The following is a 7,713-nucleotide window of genomic DNA, read 5'->3' as shown; positions in this document are numbered from 1 at the left end:
AAAGTGGGCAGCGAGCTGCAAGCGACCGTTGCCGACGAAGACGGCTTTGACAGCGCCAACGTCAGCTACCAATGGCTGGCCAACGGTACCGCCATTGCCGGGGCGACGGGCGCAAGCTACACCCTGACCGCCGCTGAAGTGGGCAAAACCATCACCGTGCGCGCGGTTTACACCGACAACGGTGGCCACAGCGAGTCTGTCACCAGCACCGCCACCGCTGCTGTCACCGACCCGGCCAATCCGAACCCGCAACCGCCACAGCCGCCGCAAAACCATGAAGGCACCGTCACCGTGACCGGTGAAGCGAAAGTGGGCAGCGAGCTGCAGGCAACCGTTGCCGACGAAGACGGCGTTGACCCGGCGAAAGTGCAGTATCAATGGCTGCGCGACGGGCAGGAAATCAGCGGCGCGAACGGCGCGAGTTACACCCTGCAAGCCGAAGACGCCGGTCACAAGATCAGCGTCAAGGCGAGTTACACCGACAACGGCAACCATGCCGAAAATCTCACCAGCGCTGAAACCGGCAGCGTCACCGACGGCAACACCCCGCCGCCGAACCCGCAACCGCCACAACCGGGCGAAAATCACGCCCCGACCGGTGAGGTGTCCATCATTGGTGAAGCGAAAGTCGGACAAACGCTGACTGCTACCAATAACCTGCAAGACGAGGATGGCCTCGGTTCAATCCTTTACCGCTGGTATGCGAACGGTGAAGCTGTCGGTATCGGCGACAGTTACATTCTGCGGGAGTCCGACAAGGGCAAGACGATTACCGTCAAGGCGGAATACACCGACGGCAAGAATCACGCCGAAAGTGTCGAAAGCGCGAAAACGGCGGAAGTCACCGACGACGGCAATAACCCGCCGCCGAACCCGCAACCGCCACAACCGGGCGAAAATCATGCTGGTACTGTCACCGTGACCGGCGAAGCCAAAGTGGGCAGCGAGCTGCAAGCAACGGTTGTCGACGAAGACGGCGTTGACTTGGCGAAAGTGCAGTATCAATGGCTGCGCGACGGGCAGGAAATCAGCGGCGCGAGCGGCGCGAGTTACACCCTGCAAGCCGAAGACGCCGGTCACAAGATCAGCGTCAAGGCGAGTTACACCGACAACGGCAACCATGCCGAAAATCTCACCAGCGCTGAAACCGGCAGCGTCAGCGACGGCAACACCCCGCCGCCGAATCCACAGCCGCCGCAACCGCCACAAAACCACGAAGGTACCGTCACCGTGGCCGGTGAAGCCAAAGTGGGCAGCGAGCTGCAAGCGACAGTCGCCGACGAAGACGGCGTTGACCCGGCGAAAGTGCAGTATCAATGGCTGCGCGACGGGCAGGAAATCAGCGGCGCGAACGGCGCGAGTTACACCCTGCAAGCCGAAGACGCCGGTCACAAGATCAGCGTCAAGGCGAGTTACACCGACAACGGCAACCATGCCGAAAATCTCACCAGTGCTGAAACTGGCAGCGTCAGCGACGGCAATACCCCGCCGCAAAACCACGAAGGCACCATCACCGTGACCGGCGAAGCCAAAGTAGGCAGCGAACTGCAAGCAACCGTCACCGATGAAGACGGCGTTGACCCGGCGAAAGTGCAGTATCAATGGCTGCGCGACGGCGAGGTCATTGCTGATGCTGGCGGCAGCAGTTATCGGCTGGTCGCAGACGATGTGGGTCACAAGATCAGCGTCAAGGCGAGTTACACCGACAACGGTAACCACGCCGAAGTATTAACCAGTACTGGGACGGACGCAGTTGCCAACTTGCCTGCACCAACGCTGGAACGCGATCCGCAGCATCAGGGCGGTATTATTGCCAGACCGGCGGATGGCGCGGACTATATGGAAGTCCAATACCGCGCTGAATATGGCGCGAAGGAATCCACGATTGTGCGTAAAGATCCGACGACGGGCGAATGGAGTGCGTCTGGTGCGTATCAGAGTCTAGATGCGAAGACCGGCGAGGTAGTCATTCCTCCGAATGCGGTTGAAGACGGCAGTACGGTTCGGGCTTATAACAGCATCGGTGAAAACGGCAAGGGTGGTCATAGTGATACGGTGGAAGTGATTGCAGACAACGATCTCTCTACTGTCGGATTGCCGGAAATTACGCAGGATAGTGCTCATCAAGGCGGCATGATCATCAAACCCGGTGCAAACTCGGATACGTTGGAAATTTCCTACACCGACGAGAAGGAGCAGGCACATCAGCTCACCGTTTACAAAGATCAGTTCGACAACGATCAATGGAAAGGCAAGGATTTGCCTGAAGGCGTGCAGGTTGATGCCACAAGCGGCACGGTGACGCTAGCGCCGCAGGTGGTGAAAGACCGGAGCGAAGTGCAGGCACGGAGCGGCGATTCTGCCGGCAATGATTTCAGTGACTATGTCAAGGGAATCAGTGATGTCAACGGAGTGATGCCGAATCAGCCGGGTAGTGTTGCCATTAGTGGCGAAGCGAAGGTTGGCAGTGACCTCACCGCCACGGTGACGGATGCCGACGGCGTGCCGGAGACGGTGCAATATCAATGGCTGCGCGACGGCACGCCGATTGGTGGCGCGACCAGCAACAGCTACACGCTGCAAGCGGAAGACGTCGGACATAAAATCAGCGTGCGTGCGACCTATCGCGACAACGCACAGCACGATGAAACACCGACCAGCAGCGAAACGGACAGCGTGGCGGATAACGTGCAGCCGAACCAGCCGGGACAGGTTGCCATCAGCGGTAGTCACAAAGTGAACGAACCGTTGACGGCAACGGTAAACGATGCTGATGGTGTGCCGGATAATGGCGTGCAATACCAGTGGTTCAACGCCGGTACCGGCAAGGACATCGCCGGAGCGACGGGCAACAGCTATACGCCGGGTGTGGCCGATGCCGGACAGAAATTCGGGGTGCGTGTCAGCTATCAGGACAACAAGGGGCATGAAGAGAACCTCACCGTCTCCGACGATGCCGTGGTGCAATCGGCAGGAAAACCGACGGTTGGCCTGATTGGTCCGAATGCCGTCAACGAAGGCGGACAGGGCAACTACACCCTGAAGCTGGACAAACCGACCCACGAAGATGTGACAGTCACTCTTGAAGCGACGTCCTACTTCAATGGACCGGCGCCGAAAGACATCGTGTACAACAAAACCGTACGCATCCCGGCAGGCGAAACAGAAGTGACTGTGCCGCTTTCGGTGAAAGACGACCATGAAATCAAAAGCGGCTCGTTTGGACTTGGCATTACGGGTGCCAGTGGGGCGGATGTTTCCACGGACGCCAAACAGGTGACTACCCGCGTCATCGACAATGACGCGGCGGAAGGCTTGCCATCGGTCAATATCAGCACCGACCGACCCATGTTGACCGCAGGCGAAACGGCGACCTATAAAGTCACCCTGAGCAAACCGGCCAACCATGCGGTGACGATGGATATCCGCGTTGATGGCAGTCTCAAGGTGGGAACAGGCGATGACAGCGACCTTAAACTGAGTACGCAGAAAATTACCATCCCCGCCGGGGAAACAGAGGCGACCTTCACTGCATCAGCCAAGTCGGACAGCGTTGCCGCCGGCCAGACGACGACTTTCCACCTCGCGCCAGACAACCTGCAAGGCGCTGAAATGGGCAAAGATCCGCGTTGGGGCGGCCCGCAAAACAACGAAGTCAATGGCAGCATCAATGGCGCCAACAGTACGCCACAAGTGATGCTGGTAGGTGATGATGCCGTAGTCCGCGAAGGCGACCAGGTCACTCTCAAAGTACAACTGAGCCACGCAACCGATCACGACGTCAGCGTCACCGTGCGTAGTGGCAGTTACGATGGCAGTTCCTTTGTCGAAGGCGGGACGCAGACAGTCACCATCCCGAAAGGGCAGACCAGTACCAGTTTCACGCTGACAACAAAAGACGACCAGGTCGCACGTGCCGTCAATCATGCTGACGTCTTCATCGAAAACGCGAACGGTGCGGAAATTGCCCGTTACCGCGGGCACAGTGTCAGCATCAATGCGCTGGACAACGACGCCCACCCGGCGCCGACGGCAACGAAAGACGGGAATGGCATGATTAACCTTACGCCGGGCTTTGACATCAGCCAAGAAAACAACCAGCTTGCCTATATGCAAGTGCGCTTCACCGATCGTAGCGGACAAACCTACGAACTGCGCGCCAAACTGGACAACCATGCTTTCAGTAACCAGTGGGGTTTTGCAGACGGCTACGGTATCAACAGCTTTAGCGGCGTCACCATCGACAAACAAAGCGGTACTGTCACCATCCCGCAAAGCCTGCTGCAACCGGGCAGCGAGGTGAGTGCGCAGAACCACAACGACCCGTATGGCAGCGCCGCCAGCGCGACGACAACGACACAGGCCGACGCGACCCCGCCGGAAGGAACCAAACCGGCCGAAGCCGCGACGGCACCCGGTGGCGCGTTGCACCACGAAACGCCGGTCATCGCGCACGGCAGCGAAGACGACACCGCCGCACACCACGCGGGCGGCGACAGCCACCACGGCCTGCACGTCAGCGACGGCATCGACACCGCCGCCTACAGCGGCCTGGTGAACCTTGACGGCGAAGACCTGTTGCACTACCTCGGCGAGCACAGCGCCGAACTGCTTGCCGCCAGCAAAACCGCCAGCAGCCACGCGCTGCACGGTGGCGCGGGCGATGACGTCCTCGTCGCCGGACACGGTGCGGAATTGCTCAGCGGTGGCGCGGGGGCGGATACCTTCGCGTATCTGCTCGACAGCCATGACGCCAGCGGCTGGAACGAACCGGGCAAAATCCTCGACTTCAACCCGCAGGAAGGCGACCGCATTGTTCTCGCCGGAGGCAGCGGCACCAAGGCCAGCGTCAGCAGCGACGAACACGGCCAACACCTGCACGTCAGCGATGACGCCGGGCACAGTCGCACCATCGACATCGCCAGCCAGGGCGGCAAGACCCTCAGCGCGGAGGACATCCTCTCGCACGTGGACATCGCGCCGAAAGCCTACAGCGAGCCGTCGTACACCGCGCCGCAAACCCACCACCTGCCGCAAGATGACCACAGCCATCTCATTTAACGGCTAAAAACCGGGCGCCTGTCGTATCATAGCGACGGGCGCTTCGGCACACCTTAGCAATCCTCACAAAGCCCTGTACGGTGTTGCGCCTCCTTGCCGTACAAAAACGTACTGTCTTCGGCGGCGCGCCTTGTACAGCACTTTGTGAGTATCGCCATATCACCCAGGAACACACGAAAAAACAGGAAAGCAACAACATGGCACAGTTCAACCTTACCCTGAAGGACGCCGCCGGCAACGCCGTTGGCCAGTACAACATCGAAACGGCGGGCGCAGCCCAACACATCCAGGCCGTGGATGGCGTTTACTACCAAATCACCGACCTTGCCACCGGCATCGGCCCGGAGAGCATCATTACCGACCGCGTCGGCGACAACCTGCTCGTCTCCTTCGATCGTGACCAAAGTGCCGACCTTGTCATCGAAAACTACTTCAGCCAGGGACAGCCGGGCGCACTCGTCGGCCTGCAAGAAAACGGCGGCCTCTTTAACTATCCTGTCGCCACCATGCCGGAGCACGTTCTCGCCGAAGAAATCGCCGCTGCCGATACCCTGAACGCCGATACCCCGTCCACCGTCACCCCGCTCGCCATCCTTGGCGGCGTCGCCCTCGTCGCCGGTGGTATCGCCCTGGCCAGCCACGACAGCGGCAAAGGCGGTGGCAATACGCCCGCCCCGGCGCCGCCCGTACCTGAACCGCCGCCCTTCAAACCCACCCCCGGCCACGATACCCAGCCGGGCAACACCATCAACCCGTCGCCGGAACCGCTGCCCAACCCCAATCCGGGTTCGCCCGGCCCGAACCCGTCGCCCTCACCCTCACCGGGCGGCAACGGCAGCAATCCCAACCCGCAAACGCCCGGACGGCCCGGCATCCCCAACCCGAATCCGGATGCCTACAAACCGCATCTCGAAAATGACAGCGTTATCGCCAAGCGCGGCGATACCACCACCATCAACGTCACCAAAAACGACACCGACCCGCAGGGCGACATTGACCCCGACACCGTCAAACTGATTGACAAGGACGGCAAGGAAGTCAGCACCCTCGTGGTGGACAAACAGGGCACTTGGAGTGTCAGCCGTGGCGGCAACGTCACCTTCACCCCGCTGGAGAGCTTCAAAGAAGGCAACCCCGACCCGGTCGAATACACCCTGCGTGACCGTCTGGGTAACCCCAGTAGCAACAAGGGCAAAATCAGCATCAGCTACGACGACGCCGACGCCAACCACGAAGGCAAAGTCGAAATCGGCGGCGAAGCCAACGTCGGCGAAACCCTGAAAGCCAACGTTTCCGACGAAGACGGCGTACCGAAAGAAGGCGTCAAATACCAGTGGCTGCGCGACGGCCAGGAAATCGCTGGCGCCACCAAAGCAGAATACACCCTGACCGACGCCGACAAAGGCGGCGTTATCAGCCTGCACGTCGAATACACCGACGAAAAAGGCCATGCGGAAGCGCACTCCGCCCGCATGAGCGAAGCGGTCGATGACGCCATCGTGCCGCGCCCGGAAAAAAACCACGAACCGACAGGCAAAGTTGAAATTACAGGCGAACCCAAAGTGGGCGCGACCCTCACCGCCAGCAACAGCCTGCAAGACCAGGACGGCATGGGGCCTGTCACCTACCGCTGGTATGCCGATGGCAAAGAAGTGGGACAGGGCACGAGCTACACCCTGAGCGCCGGTGACAAAGGTAAAATCATCAAAGTCCGGGCGGAATACACCGACGGACAAGGCTACGTCGAAAAAGTGAACAGCGCGAAAACCGCGCCCGTCTTTGACGACAACAACACCCCGAATCCGAACCCGCAGCCGAATCCCAACCCGTCACCGAATCCGTCGCCCAATCCGAATCCCAACCCGACCCCGCATCCGCTCAACCACGCCCCTGTAGGCAAAGTCACCATCAGCGGCGAAGCGAAAGTCGGGCAGACGCTGACCGCAGCGAACGACCTGAAAGACGATGACGGCATGGGTACCGTCACCTATCGCTGGTATGCCGACGGCAAAGAAGTGGGGCAGGGCGCGAGCTACACCCTTAAAGCGGAAGACAAAGGCAAGACCATCACCGTCAAGGCCGAATACACCGACGGCAAAGGCACCGCCGAGTCCGTTGAAAGCGCGAAGACCGCGGAAGTCGCCGACGGCGGCAATACGCCGAACCCGAATCCGTCGCCCAACCCCAACCCGTCACCGAATCCGCAGCCGAATCCCAATCCGAACCCGTCGCCGAATCCGAACCCGCAACCGGGCGGCAACCATGAGCCGGTAGGCAAAGTCACCATCAGCGGCGAGGCAAAAGTCGGGCAGACGCTGACCGCAGCGAACGACCTCAAAGACGATGATGGCATGGGTACCGTCACCTATCGCTGGTATGCCGACGGCAAAGAAGTGGGGCAGGGCGCGAGCTACACCCTCAAAGCGGAAGACAAAGGCAAGACGATTACCGTCAAGGCCGAATACACCGACGGCAAAGGCACCGCCGAGTCCGTTGAAAGCGCGAAGACCGCGGAAGTCGCCGACGGCGGCAATACGCCGAACCCGAATCCGTCGCCCAACCCCAATCCGCAGCCGAACCCGAATCCCAATCCGAACCCGAACCCGAATCCGCAACCGGGCGGCAACCATGAGCCGGTAGGCAAAGTCACCA

The 7,713-nt window shown here is 60.4% G+C and carries 2 protein-coding genes; both read left to right on the top strand.

Going from position 1 to position 7,713, the window contains the following annotated elements; translation table 11 throughout:
- Nucleotides 1–5,061 (top strand): immunoglobulin-like domain-containing protein (locus ACO54Z_RS12600; protein WP_485997324.1); only part of this gene is annotated, 5,061 nt, incomplete at its 5' end.
- 197 nt (nt 5,062–5,258) lie between these two features.
- Nucleotides 5,259–7,713 (top strand): Ig-like domain-containing protein (locus tag ACO54Z_RS12595; RefSeq protein WP_485997323.1); only part of this gene is annotated, 2,455 nt, incomplete at its 3' end.

Source organism: Cardiobacterium sp. (assembly GCF_057314735.1).
This window is presented reverse-complemented; position numbering and strand designations above follow the sequence as displayed.